At 51.6% G+C, this 17430-nt stretch carries 16 protein-coding genes, 1 tRNA gene and 1 pseudogene; 7 read left to right on the top strand and 11 right to left on the bottom strand.

The window, feature by feature from the left end; genetic code table 11:
* The first annotated feature begins 216 nt into the window (after nt 1-216).
* Complete coding sequence (locus ACQ86O_RS25540) at nt 217-1623, top strand: sugar porter family MFS transporter (RefSeq protein ID WP_431223393.1); 1407 nt, start codon at nt 217-219, stop codon at nt 1621-1623.
* A gap of 48 nt (nt 1624-1671) precedes the next feature.
* The gene (gene galE / locus ACQ86O_RS25535; RefSeq protein WP_431223392.1) at nt 1672-2688 is read left to right on the top strand and encodes a UDP-glucose 4-epimerase GalE; all 1017 of its coding nucleotides are present in this window, start codon (nt 1672-1674) and stop codon (nt 2686-2688) included.
* A gap of 64 nt (nt 2689-2752) precedes the next feature.
* Here the strand turns inward: galE and purK are convergent, their stop codons facing one another.
* The 4 genes from purK to ppiB all read right to left on the bottom strand — a co-directional run bounded on the left by purK (nt 2753) and on the right by ppiB (nt 5721).
* Nucleotides 2753-3820: a 5-(carboxyamino)imidazole ribonucleotide synthase gene (gene purK / locus ACQ86O_RS25530; RefSeq protein ID WP_431223391.1), complete on the bottom strand. Its 1068-nt coding sequence runs from the start codon at nt 3818-3820 to the stop codon at nt 2753-2755.
* Complete coding sequence (gene purE / locus ACQ86O_RS25525; RefSeq protein WP_431223390.1) at nt 3817-4341, bottom strand: 5-(carboxyamino)imidazole ribonucleotide mutase; 525 nt, start codon at nt 4339-4341, stop codon at nt 3817-3819. The genes purK and purE overlap by 4 nt, the downstream gene beginning before the upstream one ends.
* Nucleotides 4342-4493: 152 nt before the next feature.
* Nucleotides 4494-5216 (bottom strand): UDP-2,3-diacylglucosamine diphosphatase, encoded by a 723-nt coding sequence (locus tag ACQ86O_RS25520; RefSeq protein WP_431223389.1) that lies wholly within the window; start codon nt 5214-5216, stop codon nt 4494-4496.
* A gap of 10 nt (nt 5217-5226) precedes the next feature.
* Nucleotides 5227-5721, bottom strand: a complete 495-nt coding sequence (gene ppiB, locus ACQ86O_RS25515; protein ID WP_431223388.1) for a peptidylprolyl isomerase B — start codon at nt 5719-5721, stop codon at nt 5227-5229.
* Nucleotides 5722-5997: 276 nt separating this feature from the next.
* On the opposite strand from ppiB, the gene cysS reads away from it, so the two are divergent.
* Complete coding sequence (gene cysS / locus ACQ86O_RS25510) at nt 5998-7383, top strand: cysteine--tRNA ligase (RefSeq protein WP_431223387.1); 1386 nt, start codon at nt 5998-6000, stop codon at nt 7381-7383.
* Between the two features lie 61 nt (nt 7384-7444).
* Here cysS and ACQ86O_RS25505 read toward each other — a convergent pair.
* Nucleotides 7445-9612 (bottom strand): annotated as a pseudogene (locus ACQ86O_RS25505) (extracellular solute-binding protein).
* Nucleotides 9613-9991: 379 nt separating this feature from the next.
* Between ACQ86O_RS25505 and ACQ86O_RS25500 the strand changes: the two are divergent.
* From ACQ86O_RS25500 to ACQ86O_RS25490, 3 genes are read left to right on the top strand one after another with little or no spacing between them, the layout of a single operon-like run.
* Complete coding sequence (locus ACQ86O_RS25500; protein WP_431223386.1) at nt 9992-10813, top strand: MBL fold metallo-hydrolase; 822 nt, start codon at nt 9992-9994, stop codon at nt 10811-10813.
* A gap of 11 nt (nt 10814-10824) precedes the next feature.
* Nucleotides 10825-12060: an MFS transporter gene (locus ACQ86O_RS25495; protein WP_431223385.1), complete on the top strand. Its 1236-nt coding sequence runs from the start codon at nt 10825-10827 to the stop codon at nt 12058-12060.
* Nucleotides 12061-12097: 37 nt separating this feature from the next.
* Nucleotides 12098-12811 carry an MgtC/SapB family protein gene (locus ACQ86O_RS25490; protein ID WP_431223384.1) on the top strand — a complete coding sequence of 238 codons (714 nt, stop codon included), beginning with the start codon at nt 12098-12100 and terminating at the stop codon, nt 12809-12811.
* Between the two features lie 71 nt (nt 12812-12882).
* Here ACQ86O_RS25490 and ybcJ read toward each other — a convergent pair whose 3' ends face one another.
* Both ybcJ and folD read right to left on the bottom strand, forming a co-directional pair.
* Nucleotides 12883-13095 (bottom strand): ribosome-associated protein YbcJ, encoded by a 213-nt coding sequence (gene ybcJ / locus ACQ86O_RS25485; protein WP_431223383.1) that lies wholly within the window; start codon nt 13093-13095, stop codon nt 12883-12885.
* Nucleotides 13096-13106: 11 nt separating this feature from the next.
* Nucleotides 13107-13973, bottom strand: coding sequence for a bifunctional methylenetetrahydrofolate dehydrogenase/methenyltetrahydrofolate cyclohydrolase FolD (folD, locus tag ACQ86O_RS25480; protein WP_431223382.1), 867 nt, complete (start codon nt 13971-13973; stop codon nt 13107-13109).
* A 439-nt stretch (nt 13974-14412) separates the two neighbouring features.
* On the opposite strand from folD, the gene ACQ86O_RS25475 reads away from it, so the two are divergent.
* Nucleotides 14413-14489: transfer RNA gene (locus ACQ86O_RS25475), tRNA-Arg, on the top strand.
* 101 nt (nt 14490-14590) lie between these two features.
* Here the strand turns inward: ACQ86O_RS25475 and ACQ86O_RS25470 are convergent.
* From ACQ86O_RS25470 to radC, 4 genes are all read right to left on the bottom strand, one after another.
* Nucleotides 14591-15424, bottom strand: a complete 834-nt coding sequence (locus ACQ86O_RS25470; RefSeq protein WP_431223381.1) for a DUF4942 domain-containing protein — start codon at nt 15422-15424, stop codon at nt 14591-14593.
* 113 nt (nt 15425-15537) lie between these two features.
* On the bottom strand, nt 15538-15858 hold the full coding sequence (locus ACQ86O_RS25465) for a TA system toxin CbtA family protein (RefSeq protein WP_431223380.1): 321 nt from the start codon (nt 15856-15858) through the stop codon (nt 15538-15540).
* Nucleotides 15859-15924: 66 nt separating this feature from the next.
* Complete coding sequence (locus tag ACQ86O_RS25460; RefSeq protein WP_431223379.1) at nt 15925-16260, bottom strand: type IV toxin-antitoxin system YeeU family antitoxin; 336 nt, start codon at nt 16258-16260, stop codon at nt 15925-15927.
* Between the two features lie 13 nt (nt 16261-16273).
* The gene (radC, locus tag ACQ86O_RS25455) at nt 16274-16753 is read right to left on the bottom strand and encodes a RadC family protein (RefSeq protein WP_431223378.1); all 480 of its coding nucleotides are present in this window, start codon (nt 16751-16753) and stop codon (nt 16274-16276) included.
* Nucleotides 16754-17430 lie beyond the last annotated feature (677 nt).

Raw genomic sequence — 17430 nt, 5'->3', positions numbered from 1 at the left:
GTGAACAGTAAAAAGACGTTATCGGCATCATCATTATAAACCGGTTATTTTGGGTGTTTTCTTTTTAAATCAACTGATTTTATGGCAGTGGATCTGATTCCATGCAGGAAATTAATATGTGTAAGCGTTTCCACTAATGTGATCGCACTCACTTATCTCTGACGAATTGCCTCCTATCATATTGGCAACTTAAGCAGGTTATCGATTGGAGGCTGTATGAATACTACCGTCAACGTGTTGGCGGCTGAGAAAAGCCAGAGCAATGCAGCGATGACTTTTTTCGTCTGTTTTTTGGCCGCTCTGGCTGGGCTGCTGTTTGGTCTGGATATCGGTGTGATTGCGGGTGCTCTGCCGTTTATCACCGATTCGTTTAACATTACCCGTTCCCAGCAGGAGTGGGTGGTCAGTTCCATGATGTTTGGGGCTGCGATCGGCGCCGTGGGCAGTGGCTGGATGAACTTCCGTATCGGGCGTAAATACAGCCTGATGATAGGCGCTGTTCTGTTCGTCGTGGGTTCGTTGTGTTCCGCTGCGGCGCCCAATGTGGAGGTTTTGCTGATTTCTCGCGTCCTACTTGGGCTGGCAGTAGGGGTTGCCTCTTATACTGCGCCTATTTACCTGTCTGAAATCGCCCCGGAAAAAATTCGCGGCAGCATGATTTCTATGTACCAGTTGATGATCACCATCGGCATTCTGGCGGCCTACCTTTCTGATACCGCATTCAGCTATACCGGTGCCTGGCGTTGGATGCTGGGCGTGATCACCATTCCTGCCTTATTGCTGTTGGTCGGTGTGTTCTTCCTGCCGGATAGCCCACGCTGGCTGGCTTCGCGCAATCGTCATGAGCAAGCGCGCCAGGTACTGGAAAAACTGCGGGACAGCAGTGCCCAGGCGCAACACGAATTGAACGAAATTCGCGAAAGCCTCAAGCTGAAACAAAGTGGCTGGGCGCTGTTTAAAGATAATAAAAACTTCCGGCGTGCCGTTTTCCTCGGCGTCCTGCTGCAGGTGATGCAACAGTTCACCGGGATGAACGTCATTATGTATTATGCCCCGAAAATTTTTGGCCTGGCGGGCTTTGCCAGTACCGCACAGCAGATGTGGGGGACGGTCATCGTCGGTCTGGTTAACGTACTGGCCACCTTTATCGCCATTGGGCTGGTTGACCGCTGGGGACGCAAACCAACGCTGACGCTAGGTTTTATCGTTATGGCGGCTGGCATGGGCGCCCTAGGGACGATGATGAATGTGGGAATGACCTCACCGGCGGAACAATACTTCGCCATCATCATGTTACTGATGTTTATTGTCGGCTTCGCCATGAGCGCGGGCCCACTGATTTGGGTGCTGTGTTCAGAGATCCAACCGCTGAAAGGCCGCGATTTTGGCATTACCTGTTCCACCGCCACCAACTGGATCGCGAACATGATCGTTGGTGCGACGTTCCTGACTATGCTGAATTCGTTGGGTAGTGCGCACACATTCTGGGTCTACGCGGCGCTTAACCTGGTGTTTATCTTCGTCACGCTGGCGTTGATTCCGGAAACGAAAAATATCTCTCTGGAGCATATCGAACGCAATCTGATGGCCGGTAAACCGTTACGCCACATTGGCTCGCGCTAGTCGGCAGATTGTGCATAAAACAGGCTTAATATTCCAAGGGGAAAGGTTATGGCAATTCTGGTGACCGGCGGTGCCGGATACATTGGTTCACATACGGTATTGGCACTGCTGGAACGGGGCGAAGATGTGGTGGTGCTGGATAATCTGGTTAATGCATCCGAAGAGTCCTTGCACCGAGTGGCGCAACTGACCGGTAAAACAGCGGCATTCTACCCGGGGGATATCCGGGATTCCGAATGTCTGGCGAGGGTTTTCGGGGAACACCAGATTACCTCGGTGATCCACTTTGCCGGCCTGAAAGCGGTAGGCGAATCGGTCCAGAAACCTTTGGAGTATTATCAAAACAACGTGGCGGGCACGCTGGTACTGCTGGAGGCTATGCGCCAGGCGGGAGTTCATCAGTTTATTTTTAGCTCTTCAGCCACGGTGTACGGTGAACATTCGCCAGTGCCTTATCAGGAAAGTATGCCGATCGGTGGCACCACCAGCCCCTACGGCACTTCCAAGTGGATGGTGGAGCAGGTGCTGCAAGATTTTGCCAAGGCTGATCCGTTATTCTCCATCATTGCGCTGCGCTACTTCAATCCGGTAGGCGCCCATGAGTCGGGCTTGATGGGTGAAGATCCTGGCGGCGTTCCCAATAATCTGTTGCCGTATATTGCGCAGGTGGCCATTGGCCAGCGGGAACAGTTGAGCGTGTTCGGCGGCGATTACCCCACCAAGGATGGCACCGGGGTACGCGATTACATTCACGTGATGGATGTGGCGCAGGGTCATTTGGCAGCGATGGATCACTTAAAGCAGATTGCCGGTTTCAAAGCCTATAACCTGGGATCCGGGATTGGCTACTCGGTGCTGGAAATGGTACAGGCGTTTGAAAAAGCCTCGGGAGTCACCATTGCTTATCAGATTTTACCGCGCCGTGCCGGCGACTTACCTGCCTTCTGGGCCGATGCCGAACTGGCTAAACAGGAACTGGGTTGGCAAGTGCAGCGCGGGCTTGACGTAATGATGCGCGATACCTGGAACTGGCAAAGAAAAAATCCACGCGGTTATCGAAGCTAGCATTGGTTCAACAAAAAGGGGCAGCTCAATGAGTTGCCCCTCTAACCTTGCTGCGGGGTGATGTTTAAGCCAGCTTTTGCTGCGCCCAAGCCAAGCTGGTCTGGTACTCGGCTGGCAGCAGAGGAGCCAGCGCCTGCAGGGCGTGTTGCAGTGTAGCCGCATCCGGATCGTTAAGATTAAGATGCCCAACCTTGCGGCCTTCCCGCACTTCTTTTTCATACCAATGCAGATGTACCAGCGGCAGGGCAAGCCATTGCAGATTGAGCGCGGTGCCAATCACATTCACCATCACTGAAGGCGTACTGACTACCGGGCTTGGCAGCGGCAACCCAAGAATAGCGCGCAAATGCAGCTCAAACTGGCTGATGGAAGCACCATTTTGCGTCCAGTGACCGCTGTTGTGAACACGCGGAGCCAGCTCATTGATCAACAGGCTATCGCCAACGATAAAACACTCCATCGCCATCACACCGACGTAGTTTAATTCGTTGAGGATCGCCGCCAACATCTGCTCAGCCTGTTGTTGCAACGCAGGGTTCGGCTCAGGCAGCGCTACGCTGGTACGCAGAATACCCTCTTCGTGCAGGTTGTGAGTCAGTGGGTAGAACACCGACTGGCCATCATGGCCCCGGGCACCCACCAGAGAAACTTCACCAGAGAAATTTATCCCCTGCTCGACAATGCATTCACCATAAGCATCTGCCGGTAACTCGGCTTGCTGGCCAGGGCGCAAACGCCACTGCCCACGCCCGTCATAACCGCCAACGCGGCGTTTGACGATCGTCAGTTCACCCAGGGTAGCAAACACCTGCGGCCACTCGCCTTCGTTTGCCAGCAACTGCCAAGGAGCGGTGGCCAGATGAAGCCGATCGAGCAGTTGCTTTTGCGTGAGACGATCCGCCAGGCGAGGGAAGATATCGCGATTGACGAAATTATTATGGGTCGCCAGTTCACGCGTTAATGCCGTCTCCGGCCAACGTTCGATCTCTGCGGTGATCACCGCGTTTTGATAGGGCACCGCTTCTGGTTCGGCATCAAGACCCACCGGATAAACTGCAATACCCAAAGGTTCGCCAGCCTGACGCAGCATGCGCCCTAACTGGCCATTGCCCAATACGCAAACCGGCTTCATGCTTCCTCCCGCGGGTCCGGGTTGTTAAGCACGTCGTCGGTTTGAGCCTGGCGCCACTGTGCCAACCGTTGCGCTAATGCCGCATCGTGCAGCGCCAGAATTTGAGCGGCCAGCAACCCGGCATTCGCCGCACCGGCTTTACCGATAGCGAGAGTACCGACTGGAATACCACGCGGCATCTGGACGATGGAATACAGGCTGTCGATACCGTTTAATGCGGCGCTTTGCACCGGCACACCCAGCACCGGCACCAGCGTTTTTGCCGCCAACATGCCCGGCAAATGGGCTGCACCGCCCGCACCGGCAATGATCACCTCAAAGCCCTCAGCACTTGCCTGCTCGGCAAAGCTGAACAGCCGGTCTGGCGTGCGGTGGGCGGAGACGACTTCGACATGGAACGGGACATCCACCATAGTCAGGACTTCGGCTGCGAACTGCATGGTGGCCCAGTCACTTTTTGATCCCATTACAATTGCGATTTTAACCTCAGCATTGGCGGCTGAAGTAGCGTTGGCTCCCATGAGGGTATGGCTCCTGTGATTGGACAAATGTCGGTCAGTTACCTGCGGCGGCAGGCCATATGAGGGCGTAGAGCATATCATGGGTACAGGGCGAGGAAAACGGTTGCGTCACCGGTTTTTACCGTCAAACGCGCGAATGTTGTTATCCCGCGTCAGAAAGGGAAAGGGATCAGTTCGACAGCCTGTGGCGTGACTTTAATCATGGAACCTTCCACATGCCAGGCTCCAAGTACCGCCCGGTGAGCTTCGCCGTTGGTCAGGGCCAACTGATGTATTGCCGGGCGATGGGTGTGGCCGTGGATCATCCAGTGTACGTTATGGCGCAGCATCGTCTGCTCAACGGCTTGCGGATTGACGTCCATAATCGCTTCGGATTTGTATTGGTTGGTCTGCTGGCTGCGTGCGCGCATCTTGGCGGCAATTTTTAAACGCCAGCCTAGCGGCAGTGCCAGAAACAGCTTTTGTATCCAGGTGTTATGCACCTTGCGGCGGAATTCCTGGTAGGCCTGATCGTCGGTGCAGAGGGTATCGCCATGCATGATCAGTATGTTGCGGCCATACAGGCTGACTACCTGCTCTTCTGGCAGTAGCGTCATGCCACTGGCCTGGGCGAAACGCTTGCCCAACAGGAAATCGCGATTGCCGTGAATAAAATAGCAAGGCACACCGGCCTGATGCAGTGCCTGCAGCGCGGCGGCAATTTCGTCGTGTAAAGGCTCGGGATCGTCATCGCCAATCCAGGCTTCGAACAGGTCACCCAGAATGTATAGCGCATCGGCGTGAATGGCTTCACGCTGCAAAAAACGCAGAAAACCGGCAGTGATTGCCGGTTCCTGTGCGCATAAATGCAAGTCTGCGATAAACAGCGTGCTCATGCAGATGCGATTACTCGCTGACGGTTACGCTGTTGATCACCACGTCTTCAACCGGAACATCCTGGTGCATGCCGCTGCGGCCTGTTTTAACCGCTTTGATTTTTTCAACCACGTCCATACCCTCAGCCACTTCTGCGAATACGCAGTAGCCCCAGCCCTGAGCGTTTTCACCACGGAAGTTCAGGAAGTCGTTATCAACCACGTTAATGAAGAACTGGGCAGTGGCAGAGTGTGGGTCGTTGGTACGAGCCATTGCCAGCGTGCCACGGGTGTTTTTCAGGCCGTTGTTGGCTTCGTTTTTGATGGTTGCTTTGGTGTCTTTCTGACGCATACCAGGTTCAAAACCACCGCCCTGCACCATAAAACCATTGATAACACGGTGGAAGATGGTGTTGTCGTAGAAGCCTTCGCGGCAGTAGTTCAGGAAGTTTTCAACGGTAATCGGCGCTTTATCAGCAAAAGTATTGATAACGATGTCGCCGTGATTAGTGTGGAAAGTAACCATAGTTTTAGTCCTAGCAAGATGAAGTGAGATGTCACATAAGGGCAGTGTGAGCAATCAGACCGCCTTTATAACATATCTCAATTATTCAGTCAGCAGCGCTGCCATAACCGGTTGCCGTACCCGTCCGCTGACGGGATGAACTCTGATTTCAGGCAGTTTTTTGCCAGTGAAACGGGTAATCCTTGGCCTTGACCTTGCAATAGAACAGCCTTCGGGTTTCAATACGCTAAATTAACCGCAAAATTTTTGTTATCACGCACACCACGGAATGTCCCGATGCTAAAGATCTTTAATACCCTGAGTCGTCAAAAAGAGGAATTCAAACCTATTCATGCCGGTAAAGTTGGCATGTACGTGTGCGGGGTAACCATTTACGATCTGTGTCATATCGGCCACGGGCGTACCTTTGTTGCTTTCGACGTGGTGGCGCGCTACCTGCGTTATCTCGGTTATTCGCTGAACTATGTGCGCAACGTGACCGACGTGGATGACAAAATTATCCGCCGCGCAGCAGAGAACGGCGAAACCTGCGATCAACTGACCACGCGTATGCTGGCAGAGATGCATGCGGATTTTGACGCGCTGTTGATTGAACGCCCGGATCTGGAACCGCGTGCCACGCACCATATCACTGAGATCATTGAGATCACCCAACGCCTGCTTGAGCGTGAACATGCTTATGTTGCCAGCAATGGCGACGTGATGTTCTCTATCGACAGCGACCCAGAGTATGGCCTGCTTTCACGCCAGGATCTGGATCAGCTGCAAGCCGGTGCGCGCGTGGAAGTCGACGACGTGAAACGAAACCCGATGGACTTTGTGCTGTGGAAGATGTCCAAACCGGATGAGCCAAGCTGGGGATCTCCATGGGGCCCTGGCCGCCCTGGCTGGCATATTGAATGTTCAGCGATGAACTGCAAACAGCTTGGCACCCATTTCGATATTCACGGCGGCGGCTCGGATCTGATGTTCCCGCACCACGAAAACGAAATTGCCCAGTCCAGCTGTGCGCACGATGGCCCGTACGTCAACTACTGGATGCACTCCGGTATGGTGATGATCGACAAAGAGAAGATGTCCAAATCGTTGAACAACTTCTTTACCATCCGCGATGTGCTCGGTTATTACGACGCAGAAACCGTGCGTTATTTCCTGATGTCTGGCCACTACCGCAGCCAACTGAACTACAGCGAAGAGAACCTGAAGCAGGCGCGGGCCTCGCTGGAGCGTTTATATACCGCGCTGCGTGGCACCGATGCCCAAGCACAGCCCGCCGGTGGGGACGCGTTTGTTGCCCGTTTCCGCGAAGCGATGGACGATGACTTCAACACCCCAGAGGCCTATTCGGCGTTGTTCGATCTGGCGCGTGAAGTGAACCGCCTGAAGAGCGAAGATAGGGCGGCAGCCAACGGGTTGGCGGCAGAACTGCGCAAGCTGGCCAAGGTGCTGGGTCTGCTGCAGCAAGAGCCTGAACAGTTCCTGCAAAGCGGGGCGCAAACGGATGATGCCGAAGCGGCAGAGATTGAAGCGTTGATCAAGCAGCGCAACGATGCCCGTATTGCCAAAAACTGGGCGTTGGCAGATGCGGCCCGTGACCGTTTGAACGAGATGAATATCGTGCTGGAAGATGGCCCGCAAGGGACCAGCTGGCGCCGTAAATAATTTAATAGCTTATTAAGTTAAGGAAACCGGGTTGCTCTTTGTCACCCGGTTTTTTTGTGCCTTAAGAACCGGCCTCGGTCAGCAAGCGCTGGTTGATATAATCAATAGCCTGCTCTGGTGTCATCATCTTGTTCACCACGTTAGTCACGCCCTGGCCGATAATGATTTCCGCATGACGAAGATTGAACAATTCCCCCTGTAACCCCCGCGATTCACGGATGCCGGTGCTGGGGTTATCCCGCAGTAAATTGAACCAGGGGTAAAGATGCAGAATGCGCTGGTTTTGATAGATGCAGCGATGAGCACTGTTGCCGCCAAGCAATACCAGATGCTCGGTAATTTCTGCTGAATATAACCAACGGAAAAATTGTGTAACCTGGGCTTTCTTATTGCTGAAACGCGACATCCCAAGCGATCCGCCCCCCATTTGCGGCATGTTGCCCGGCACGGGCGCGTAGCCGATAGCCGGTGATAAGGGGCTGTGCGCGACGTCATTGAACAGGTTCATATACATAATCAGCATCGCCAGTTGCCCTTGTTCAAATTGGGCGACCGAAGCATTCCACCATTCACTGTTCAGGTTAGTCGTAACGGAAAGCTGCTGCAGGTATTGCTGCAGGGCGGTAATGGCCAGGCTGGTTACCAGTTGCACCGGTTGATCACTATGTACCAACCGCCCCCCGAGCGCGTAATAGCGCAGCAGATATTCGGTAGCAATTAACCCCGAGCTGCCGAGGGTCGTGGAGGAACCCACAGGTCGTTGTGGATTGCCAGGCTGATGAATGGCTGTGAAAAAGGCGGTAATGGCATCAAACTCTGCGAAACTGGTCGGGATCTTTAGCTCTTTGCCGGTCTTTTCATAAAACATGCGTCTGATGGTTGGGTCTTCAAACAGATCGCGGCGGTAGAACAGCAGTTGTGTGCTGGCATCAAACGGCAATGCATAGGCTTGCTCGTCGAGCTGGCTGAAGTGATGGCCAATCTCGGCGGAGAAGTTAGCCAACAAATCAGGTAACTCGGGGGCTATTTCTGCCAGCGGTGTCAGGGTCTTTTCTGCAAACCAGGGGAAGCAGGCCATATCGATACGCAGCAAATCGTAATACGGGTGCAGATGCAGATTCGAGAGGATCTCAAACACTTCGTCATAGGGATAAACGGCAAGGTTAACCTTGATACCGGTCTGGCGGTAAAAATGCGGTAACAGTTTCTTCAGCGCATCGGTTGAAGGGCTTGGCAGGATTAACATGTTCAGTGTCTCCCCCGATCGGGCGCCCGCGGCACAGGCTTAACATCCAGAGCGAACCCCCGGTTGGCGAGAACCTGCTCTCCTGGCTGTGGTTCTGAACTCTCTAGATAGCGGGCTATCTGCAGCCCCAATCGGGCGTAATCCATCTGATAGCTATGTTGATTGGGCACAACGGCAGGTTCGTTGTCACTCAATTGCCAGATGGGTGGGCAGGGTTCTGCGCTACCCAGATAGGCTGCCTGGGTCAGGCAACGGCATTTTTCGCTGTCCTGGGCCACCAGTATTTGCGGCGGTTGCCCATCAAAAAAAGCAAAAGCGGCGGTGTGGCATTCACTGGCCGGTGACGGAATAATCGTTAACTGTGTCGATGGGCTTAACTGCGCCAGAGTGCTTTTCAACGCGTCGACAAAGCTGTGGCTGTGGGAATAAGCGAGAGGTTCGCAAAGCACGCCGACATGCTGCGGTTTATCACGGGCTAGCTCTGCGGCAATTGCCTGAGCCGCCAGGGAAAAATCCAAGCTGAACCTGGTCTGTGCCTGTTCAGGGTGGCGATAGACAAACAGGATTTGTTCTGGGGGTAATCGCAGGGTCTGGTAATAGCTTTCGCTGTCGGCAAGGCAAGAAACGGTCACCACGCTTTGGTAGGATTTTGCCGCCAGTGTTTGCAGGATATCCATTTCAGCAGAGGGGAGATCGTGGGTAATGTACAGATCCAGATCGCCAGCCTGTAACGACTGCTGGAGCCCACGATAGAGTTGATGATATTGCTCGGCATTGACGTTGGGCAGGATCAGCGCAACGCCGCTGCTTTTGCTGGTGCGCAGAGATTGCGCCTGAGCGTTGATCTGATAACCCATTTGCTGGGCTGCCTGTTTGACCGCTTCAATTTTTTCCACGCTGACATTGCCGCGCCCATTCAACACGTTGGAAACTGTGCCGTGTGATACGCCCGCCAGCTTTGCTATATCCTTGATAGTCGCCATTTTTCTCGTCACGTTGACCAGCCTGTTTTGATGCTAACACCGGCATGGGGACATCGCTATCTCGATTTTTTGAGAATGCTAAATATTGGATCGTTCCATTTATAGTTGCTGGTTATTTATACTTTTTATCATGTCATGCCGCTTCCTATGGCTAATCCTCTATTTTAGGATTAATTTTCTTAACTAATATTTAATTTATTGATATTTATGTATTTAATTGAAATAGTTTGAAGGCTGTCACCAATGTGAATTGTGAGTGTTGTCCAATTTTTATTCTCACTTATATTATTGACACGTTCCAAAATGATTGGTGTGAATCGGATCATCTGAGAGTTTTGCAGCGAAAAATCAGTAATTGATTGAATAAAAAGGATAAAAAATGAAACTACATTTTCTGGGATCGGCAGCCTCTGAAGGGATCCCCAATCCGTTTTGCCGGTGTGAGCACTGCCAACAGGCCCGTTTCCTTAAAGGGAAAGACCTACGTACCCACTCATCCGCGATTATTGATGATGTGATGCTGATTGATGTGGCTCCGGAGTTTAGCCAGCAGCTGCTGCGTGATGGGCTGGATGCGACCGGGTTTACCGATCTGCTATTTACCCATACTCATCCCGACCATTTCAACGTTGGCGAGCTGTTTAGCCGGATGGAAGGTTACGGATTCAATATCGACCATCCGCTGGAAATATTTGGCAATGACCGTGCCATTAACGGCTGTGCTGCGGTATTGCCGGGCTACAGCAAACAGCGTTTTGCTTTCCACTGTCTGGTGCCTTTTGTCACCGTTGAAAGCCACGGCTACAAGATCACACCGCTGCTGGCCAACCATGCCAAATGGGAGTTGTGCTACGTGTATGTGATCGAAAAAGACGGGAAAACGATTTTCTATGGCCACGATTCTGGTTGGTTCCCAGAGCTCACCTGGCAGTGGTTACAGGGGAAGGTATTGGATCTGGTGGTGTTGGAATGCACCTACGGTTTTAATGGTGATGACCGTACCGACAACCATATGAGCCTGGAAACCGTGTTCGCGGCGCAGGAGAAATTGCGCGCGATGGAATGTCTGCATTCTGGCAGCCAAACGGTGGTTTCCCACGTTTCTCACAGCGGTAAATTGCTGCACCAGGAGCTGGTGGCTGCCTGTAGCGATAAAAACATCACCGTCGCGTATGACGGCCTGACCATTAACCTCATGTAGGGGAGGAACTCATGGATTTCAACAAAACACCTCGCCTGCTGATTATGATGTTTGTGCAGTATTTTATGCAGGGCGCCTGGAATATGACCATGGGCCTGGTGCTGAGCACTTACGGCATGGCGACCATTATCGGTTCTTCTTATGCGTTGCTGGGGTTGGCGACGATACTTTCACCGCTGTTTATCGGCATGGTGGCAGACCGCTTCTTTGCTTCGCAGAAAGTGATGGGGATCCTGCACCTGATTAATGCCGGGGTGATCCTGTGCGTACCACAGTTTATCGAAGCCCATGACACCACCATGACGCTGGCGATGATCTTCCTGGTCGGGTTGTTGTTCTACCCGACAACCGCGCTGGCAAACAGCATCAGTTTCAGCCATATCAACGGGGTGAAGTATTTCCCGGTGATCCGCGTATTCGGCACCTTCGGTTTTATGGCGATAGGTTTTATCATCGGGCAGATGGGGTTCTCCGGCGATACCATGACCTGGTATATTGCTTCCGCTGCCGGTGTGGTCTTAGGCCTGTATTGCTTTACTCTGCCAAATACGCCGCCAAAGGCCAAAGGCAACGCATTTGCCCTGCGTGATTTGCTGTGCCTTGATGCGTTGGCCTTGTTCAAAGATCGCAACTTCTCGATTCTGATGTTGAGCATCTTTGTATTGATGATCCCCAAAACGGCCTATTCCGCCTATATTCCGGTATTTCTGAAGGCGCTCGGTTTTGATAACGCCGCCTCGATGATGCAGGTAGGGATCGCTTGTGAAGTGATCTTTATGTTCCTGTTGTCATTTTTCCTGCTGAAAGCAGGCTTCAAAGTCACCCTGATGATGGGCGCGGTGTGCTGGATCATCCGTTCGATGCTCTTCTCCCAGGCGGCTATCGACGCCAACATGATGTTTGTTTTAATCGGCCTGATGCTGCAAGGATTCTGCTGGGACTTCTTCTTTACGGTTGGCGATATCTATGTTGACCGCAAGGCGCGGCCAGAAATCAAGGCCCAGGCACAAAGCCTGCGTTTCATCGTCTCCAATGGTTTTGGCCTGCTTTTCGCTTCAACTATTTGCGGGCAAATCTTTAATAACACGGTGACGGAGCAGGGGCCGCAGGCCTTGCCACAATGGGAAAACTTCTGGTTGTTCTCGGCAATCATCGCGGCCGTTGTCTCATTGTTCTTCTTTATTTTCTTCAAAGACGATCTGTCCAAACAGCAAACGCCGGCAGAACTGAAACCTGCCAAGCAATAATCTGGGATGAAGAGTTGCCGTTGGAGAGGGATAAAACATGGATAGCATGTTATCGGTGCTGGGCGGGCTGGGGCCGCTCCATCTGGCGACGGTAGCCAAGATAATCGCAGCGTTTGTTCTGGGAGGTGTAATTGGCCTGGAACGGGAATCCAAAGGAAAGCCGGTTGGCTTCAAAACCTGCGTCATCATTGCCGTTGCCAGCTGTGTATTAACGGTGGTGTCTATTCAGTCTGCAGAATATTACGCCGAGATATCTGCCAATATTCGCAGCGACCCTATGCGCCTGGCTGCACAGATTATCAGTGGGGTCGGATTTTTAGGGGCTGGCGTGATTTTACACCGTCATGACGATGCGATTTCAGGCCTGACGACCGCAGCCATCGTTTGGGCATCGGCGGGGGTTGGCATAGCCTGTGGAGCCAGTTTCTATCTGCACGCGTTACTGGCGACGGCGTTGTTTTTACTGGCGATAAAACTCAGCCCTTATATTGTCCTGCTGCAATCAAGGCACCAACACCTGGGAAAAGTCAAAGTACGGCTGATCATTGATGAGAAGGAAGGGCTGCCGTCGCTGATGGCCAGGCTCAACCAGCAGAGAAACCTCATTGATGCGATGACGATACGCGACATCAAGAAAAATAAAATAGAAGTGAATCTAAAGCTAACCGTAAGGAAACGGACGACCTTGCATGAACTGTACGGTGTATTACGCGGTATAGATCATGTTTGTTATGTCGCTTTAGAGCATTAAACATTCTGAAGATCAAAAATGCCGGGCAGCATACATAACCAGCCCGGCATTTTTTTATGGCGTTTGAACGGTCAGGCCTTAACCGTGACGTTCATGCCTTTGTAGGTGACTTTTTGGCCATCGACGATCTTGCAGCGCTTGCGCGTTTCTACCTGACCGTTAACTTTCACCAGCCCTTGGGCGATCACTTCTTTGGCGCCGCCACCGCTCTCACACCAGCCCTGAAACTTCAGCAGATCGCATAGCTCGACGTGAGGGTGATTTTCCAGATTAAAAATTTCCATACTGCCTTAACTTATTTAGGTTGAACGTCGTGATATTCCTCGCAGGCCTGCAAGGTATTTTGGATCAGTGTAGCAACGGTCATTGGACCAACGCCACCCGGAACAGGAGTAATGTAGGCCGCACGTTGGCTGGCGGCTTCGAAATCTACGTCGCCGACCACTTTACCACTTTCCAGGCGGTTGATACCGACATCGATCACGATCGCACCGGGTTTGATCCAATCGCCAGGAATAAAGCCCGGTTTGCCCACGGCGACGATCAGCAAATCGGCATTTTCGACATGGTGACGCAGGTTCCTGGTGAAGCGGTGCGTCACGGTAGTGGTGCATCCGGCGAGCAGAAGCTCCATGCTCATCGGGCGGCCAACGATGTTGGAAGCGCCAACCACCACGGCGTTTAAGCCATAGGTTTCAATGTTATAGCGTTCCAGCATGGTGACGATGCCGCGCGGGGTACAAGGGCGCAGTTTAGGCGCACGCTGACACAGGCGGCCAACGTTGTAAGGGTGGAAGCCATCTACGTCTTTATCCGGATGGATGCGTTCCAGCACTTTTACATTATCAATGCCTGCAGGCAACGGTAGCTGCACCAGAATGCCGTCAATCTCTGAATCGGTGTTCAGCTTATCGATCAGGGCGAGCAGTTCCGGCTCGGTGGTGGAGGCTGGCAGATCGTAAGAGCGCGAGATAAAGCCCACTTCTTCACAAGCTTTGCGTTTGCTGCCGACATAAATCTGTGAAGCCGGATTCTCACCAACCAGCACCACGGCCAGGCCCGGTGCACGTTTGCCCGCTGCCAGGCGTTGTTTTACTTGCTCAGCCACTTCGTTTCTAACCTGCTGCGCAATCGTTTTACCATCAATAATCTTTGCTGACATCAGTGAGGAAATCCATCATTTAAGAAAAGCGGGGAATGGCGCTATTTTGTCAGAAGAGAGGCGCGCTGTCAGGTTTTGAATGGAGGTTATACAGAGAATAGGCACACGATTGCGCGGCGGTTCAGGCATTTTTACATCAACCGGGTGATCCGCAGCGTTTTTTTGTCTGTGGTGGTTCAATCTTAAAGCCATCGGTCAGTGACGGGCCAATACCATTTATTCTTGCGATAAGAGCAGAAAAATCCGGTGGTTATCGCGTAGAAGCTGAAAATTAAAGCTGGCAGATCATGGCGTTATTCTCAATAATCAGGTTTTATTGTGCGAAAAACCGCCATAAAGCACCGTGGCTACCGCCACATAAAGAAAAGGCATTGACTCGATAACCTCTGACCGTATAATCCAACCCCGCAACCTCGGTTGCCGCAATCCGCATTTCAATGCGCCCTTAGCTCAGTTGGATAGAGCAACGGCCTTCTAAGCCGTAGGTCACAGGTTCGAACCCTGTAGGGCGTACCATTAAAATCAATGCGTTACACAAACCCCCTCAATGAAAATTCCACGCCTTAAGAATTTATGTAACGGCTGGTGTAAGTAAATTTTCTCAACGCCAATCAACATTAGTGTGGCTTAGCCAGCATTCCCGGATAGTACTTAGCGATGATGTCATTCATCTTTTCGATCAGATCCGGACGTTTGAAAGTGATATGTCCTGTCCCCTTCTGGAAGTACCGTATCTCAACGTACTCATCTTCGAACACCGAGGAAGGCTGTTTGCTGATGTGATCATCGAATCTGACAGAAAGATCGTTGCGATTCTCCGGGACGGGTTTACCATCCAGAAGATTCAGCATACGTTCTAAATCCGCTAACTGCTCACGTCTGCGCCCATGACGGAAATGAAATCCCCAACGGTCATATTGTACCAGGCCATCAACAATGATCTTCTTTCCGAACTTACAGGGCAAGTTGGACTTATAATCCCAACTCAGCCCCTTAAACACGTTGATAACGCCACGCTCAAACACCTCTGCTTTGCTCTGGTGTAGCTGCTCAAAAGTACTGAGGATATTCGCCTCGCTGATGGCTGGAAGATCGCCCTCCTCCAGGTTCTTATGCCACTGGTCACGGGCCTGAGCATCCATCAAGGCCATCATGCCAGACTTCAACATCAAGTCTCGCCAGATACTACGGTCAATATTGCGGGTGACGGCAGGCAGCGCTTTATCTAACTTTTCGGTCATCCAGCTATCGTAACGGTGCCCGGCCTTCATCGCCCAGTCTTGCGCTGTGCCACCGCCAATTTCTGAGGTTAGCCGTGAAATCGAATCAAGCTGCTGAATGAGTTGTTCTATCTGTTTCAGTGCGGTATCTCGGCCAGTGACCACACGTTCGATATTGGTCGAAAGGATAAGTTCGTTGTGATCTGTTAACACGTCGGGTTCTGTTTGCATCGTTAATCGTCCGTAAAAGCAAACACACCTGCCGGAATTGGCAGGCGCATTATGCGATGAATAAAAAGAGAGGAAAGTGCAGAGGTAAAAATCAGGAATGAGGCTCGAAGAATTTACGTATTCATCAACCCGGTAGCTCGTCTGGCTCTGAGAATATCGGTCACGGTAAGAAAAGGTGTTTGCTCATGCCAGGTGAACCCCTTACGGTCAGTGCGTACCAGTTCATAGCGTTCCACCAGGAAATTCACCGCATCAGCCAGTGTTATTCCCGCTTCGATATGTTCCTGAATGGCCGCGTCCTCATGGAATGGCGTGTCGTTGAGTGTCAGGCCGTAATGCTGCTCCAGTAGATACGTTAAAAGTTGCTGCCAGACCTGCACAGGTGACAGGCGTGACGAAACCGGCAACGTGGCCGGTACAGTTGAGATTTGCATGTGTTGAGTCTCTCAATAAAGGAAGAAAATGTTTGAAGGATTACGATGCAGGGATGATGTTAAAAATCAGGCTTTAACCAGATTTGAGGGATAAATTGCGATATATACATACCCATAACTGCCCAGCGTATCGGCTTCACAGGTCAGCCCGTTACGGTACAGCGTGACGCAGTGCGCGCACCGGGGATTCAACTCACCGGAGAGCAGCATCAATTCCATATGTGCGACAAAATGCGGAAAAGCTTCATCCAGATCTCGGGCCTGCATCTCACTGAACGAACCGTTGAATCCTGCCCGGTCCGACAGAAAATGCAGACGATGACCTTCCTGCACCAGCCGTGCTCCAAAACACTGTGTGATATCTCGTTTAAGACCCCAGGTTTGGGTAGCGCCTTTATTCATTATTTTATTCCTGTTAAAGAAGACCATGCTCGGCAAATGAGAATATCTGCCTGCCACCGATAATCAGGTGGTCGGGCACGCGAATTTCCACCAGCATCAACGCCTGTACCAGTCGCTGGGTAATGGCCTTGTCTGCCTGGCTTGGATTCACCTCCCCGGATGGGTGGTTATGGGCGAATATCACCGCCGCTGCGTTAAAGTACAGAGCGCGTTTTACCACCTCGCGAGGATGAACTTCAGTGTGACTGATGGTGCCGGTGAACAGCGCTTCGTGAGCAAGCAGCTGGTTCTGATTATTGAGGTACAGCACGACAAATTCTTCACGCTCAAGGGTTCCCATTTTCAGCCTGAGCCAGTCGCGAGCGGCTTGTGTGGAGGTGAATGCCACACCCGGTTCGCGTAGGTGTTGGTCAAGAAGACTCAGAGCTCGTTTAATAGTGCGTAGTGCCGGTAACGGCAGTTCCGGCGTAAACAGAGTCAGTTGTTTCTCCATAGCAAATCTCTTTAATTAAAGGTGGTAAGGATGGCACTGGATTCGGAACGACAGGCGTGATGACTTTATTCGAGCAGACAGAACTGCATGAGGAAACGAAGCCAGTAATGACCCAGTGACTTATACCCAATCACAGTGTTAAAAATAAAAAATCCCGCAATCCAATGAGGATGCGGGAGGAGGCTTGTGAATAATATCTATCTGAAATAATTTAGAAAAATGGATTTTTCCAGAGTTCTATTATGAGATGTGTTCGTTAGAGGATTCTTGGATATGATCGTCTGCTGAGTGCCAAAAGCGGAAGTTGAGAGGTTCTGGCAAGCTCTCGTATCGTGGCAAAATTTTAGCGAGAGCTTTACCCCCGGTAGCAACTGACTTAGTTGACTACGATGTGTGTGTTCATCTGATGTTGGTCAAATTTTTATCGAAGAAAATAAGCACGGACCAGATCCAATGACCAAACACCCATGTCCTTAAACCTCCTCACAAAATCTAGCACCTCCGCCATATCATAGGAACCAGAACCTCAATATCATTTTAATCCTTAAAAACAGATGGCTAGGAAAAAAACATCATGCTCTACTCTTATCGTTCCGTTCAAATTTAGTAACCACAGGAAAAAACGTCTAAAATTTAACCATCTTAAAACTAAATGGCAAACTCAAAACAGGAGATAT

This window comes from Serratia sp. L9 (genome assembly GCF_050632285.1).
GTDB lineage: Bacteria > Pseudomonadota > Gammaproteobacteria > Enterobacterales > Enterobacteriaceae > Chania.
The sequence above is the reverse complement of the archived record's forward strand: the minus strand, read 5'-3'. Positions and strand labels throughout refer to the sequence as shown.

Excerpts from the sequence above, each read along its gene's own strand:
- purE (WP_431223390.1), bottom strand. The coding sequence starts at position 4,341 with ATGGGAGCCAACGCTACTTCAGCCGCCAATGCTGAGGTTAAAATCGCA.
- ACQ86O_RS25500 (WP_431223386.1), top strand. The coding sequence starts at position 9,992 with ATGAAACTACATTTTCTGGGATCGGCAGCCTCTGAAGGGATCCCCAAT.
- ppiB (WP_431223388.1), bottom strand. The coding sequence starts at position 5,721 with ATGGTTACTTTCCACACTAATCACGGCGACATCGTTATCAATACTTTT.
- galE (WP_431223392.1), top strand. The coding sequence starts at position 1,672 with ATGGCAATTCTGGTGACCGGCGGTGCCGGATACATTGGTTCACATACG.
- cysS (WP_431223387.1), top strand. The coding sequence starts at position 5,998 with ATGCTAAAGATCTTTAATACCCTGAGTCGTCAAAAAGAGGAATTCAAA.
- radC (WP_431223378.1), bottom strand. The coding sequence starts at position 16,753 with ATGGAGAAACAACTGACTCTGTTTACGCCGGAACTGCCGTTACCGGCA.
- ACQ86O_RS25540 (WP_431223393.1), top strand. The coding sequence starts at position 217 with ATGAATACTACCGTCAACGTGTTGGCGGCTGAGAAAAGCCAGAGCAAT.
- ACQ86O_RS25490 (WP_431223384.1), top strand. The coding sequence starts at position 12,098 with ATGGATAGCATGTTATCGGTGCTGGGCGGGCTGGGGCCGCTCCATCTG.
- ACQ86O_RS25460 (WP_431223379.1), bottom strand. The coding sequence starts at position 16,260 with ATGAATAAAGGCGCTACCCAAACCTGGGGTCTTAAACGAGATATCACA.
- ACQ86O_RS25465 (WP_431223380.1), bottom strand. The coding sequence starts at position 15,858 with ATGCAAATCTCAACTGTACCGGCCACGTTGCCGGTTTCGTCACGCCTG.
- ybcJ (WP_431223383.1), bottom strand. The coding sequence starts at position 13,095 with ATGGAAATTTTTAATCTGGAAAATCACCCTCACGTCGAGCTATGCGAT.
- ACQ86O_RS25495 (WP_431223385.1), top strand. The coding sequence starts at position 10,825 with ATGGATTTCAACAAAACACCTCGCCTGCTGATTATGATGTTTGTGCAG.
- ACQ86O_RS25470 (WP_431223381.1), bottom strand. The coding sequence starts at position 15,424 with ATGCAAACAGAACCCGACGTGTTAACAGATCACAACGAACTTATCCTT.
- folD (WP_431223382.1), bottom strand. The coding sequence starts at position 13,973 with ATGTCAGCAAAGATTATTGATGGTAAAACGATTGCGCAGCAGGTTAGA.
- ACQ86O_RS25520 (WP_431223389.1), bottom strand. The coding sequence starts at position 5,216 with ATGAGCACGCTGTTTATCGCAGACTTGCATTTATGCGCACAGGAACCG.
- purK (WP_431223391.1), bottom strand. The coding sequence starts at position 3,820 with ATGAAGCCGGTTTGCGTATTGGGCAATGGCCAGTTAGGGCGCATGCTG.